This window comes from Mesorhizobium sp. M2A.F.Ca.ET.037.01.1.1, from assembly GCF_003998075.1.
Taxonomy (GTDB): Bacteria; Pseudomonadota; Alphaproteobacteria; order Rhizobiales; family Rhizobiaceae; genus Mesorhizobium.
Genome location: NZ_RZSA01001192.1, coordinates 1 through 1,782, shown reverse-complemented (window position 1 = coordinate 1,782; position 1,782 = coordinate 1). Strand labels below are relative to the sequence as shown.

2 protein-coding genes are annotated in these 1,782 nt (G+C 66.7%); both read left to right on the top strand.

All coding sequences use genetic code 11. The annotated features are described in order from the left end of the window. On the top strand, nt 1-1,082 hold a 1,082-nt coding region (locus EOA27_RS34930; RefSeq protein WP_127258565.1), incomplete at its 5' end, for an NAD(P)H-hydrate dehydratase. Beyond that, the gene (locus tag EOA27_RS34925; protein ID WP_245467062.1) at nt 1,079-1,687 is read left to right on the top strand and encodes a hypothetical protein; all 609 of its coding nucleotides are present in this window, start codon (nt 1,079-1,081) and stop codon (nt 1,685-1,687) included. The genes EOA27_RS34930 and EOA27_RS34925, both read left to right, overlap by 4 nt. Nucleotides 1,688-1,782: the final 95 nt, after the last annotated feature.

Sequence of the window (1,782 nt, the reverse complement as noted above, 5' to 3'; positions counted from 1 at the left end):
TGCCGGTTGTCGCGATCGACCTGCCTTCGGGCGTTTCCGCCGATAGCGGCGAAGTTCTCGGCTCGGCATTTCTCGCGGTCCTCACGGTGACCTTCGCGCGAAAGAAGCCCGGGCACCTGCTGCTGCCGGGCCGCGAGCGATGCGGCGAGATCGTGTTGGCCGATATCGGCATTCGCGACGAGATCATCGACGAGATCGCGCCAAGGACCCTCGAGAACCGGCCCGGGCTTTGGATCGCGAACTTTCCTACGCCGGCGGTCGACGCGCACAAATACAAGCGCGGCCATACGAGCGTCTTTTCGGGCGGCCCATTGGCTACCGGCGCGGCGCGGCTGTCGGCGTTGGCGGCCGCAAGAAGCGGGGCAGGGGCCGTCACCGTGCTCTCGCCGGCAAACGCCATGCAGGTCAACGCGGCGCATCTGACCTCCATCATGCTGCGCAAGGTCGACGCGATCGAGGACGTGCATGACCTGATCGGCGATCGCCGGCCGTCCAGCTTTGTCCTCGGCCCCGGCTTCGGCATCGGCGACAAGGCGCGCGATTTCACGCTCGCCGTGCTGGCCAGGAAGCGACAGGACGGCGGCGTCGAGGGCCTCGTGCTCGACGCCGACGGCATCACCTCCTTCCGCAATGGAGCCTCGACGCTGTTCGAGGCAGCCGGCAGACCGGATGCGCCAGCGTTGATCATGACGCCGCATGAGGGTGAGTTCGGCAGGCTGTTCGCGGACATTGCGGGCAACAAGGCGTTGTCGAAGCTCGCCAAGGCGCGCGAAGCCGCGCAGCGTGCCAACGCGGTGATCGTCTACAAGGGCGCCGACAGCGTGATCGCTGCGCCGGACGGCCGCGCCGCGATCAACGGCAATGGCGCGCCCTGGCTTGCCACCGCCGGTTCGGGCGACGTGCTGGCAGGCATCATCGCCGGCCTCCTTGCCCAAGGCATGCCGGCCTTCGAAGCGGCTTGCGCCGGGGTCTGGATCCATGCAGAGGCGGGCAGCCGCTTTGGGCCGGGCTTGATAGCCGAAGACCTGCCCCTGGCCATGCTGCCGGTTCTTCGCGAATTGATGCAGAACACTATCCGATGACACGGCTGGGGCTCGTGATCGCGGCCTTTCTTTTGGGGGCTTTCGCTGCGCCATTTGCGCATGCCGCCGGTCATCCGGTCACCATCGTCGACGACCCGCGCGTCCTCGCCGAGCTCGACACCAAGGGGTACGGTTTCGCCGGTCTCTTCGGTGTTGACGGAAAGGATGACCTGAAGACCCTCTACGACTCCGCACCGGCCTACCACGCCCTCGTTGAGACAGTCGCGGCAGATGTTGCTGCGTTGCGCGCCGAGATCAAGGCCGGCGGCCGCACCCTCTACGAAGTGACCGACGGGAATGTCGGCCGCATCATCGACATGCGCTGGCTGAAGACGAACGCGGCGCGCTTCCGCGTTGTCGGTGTCGTCAACCGGCTCGACCGGCGCGATTTCGCGGCGCTTGGCAACGAGACGAGCTGCGGCGAGGTGCGGTTCATCTATCGCCTTGCGTACTCGTTTAAGAAGAACGGCAAGCAACTGGCCTCGCGTCTGCCATTCAACTTCAGCGCCATATACCGCGTCGCTCCGGACGCTGACGGCGGCTGCGCGGGCGCTGCCGGCCGCTGGACGCCGCAGCTCGATGACCGGTCGATGCCGGCTGGCTGAGCGGCGGGCCGCTCGAGAAGGCCTCGCTGTCCTTCAAGCAGCTTGAGCTCAACGCGCAGGTCGTGCGCTTTCCTTCCGGCCAGGAAACCGAGTTC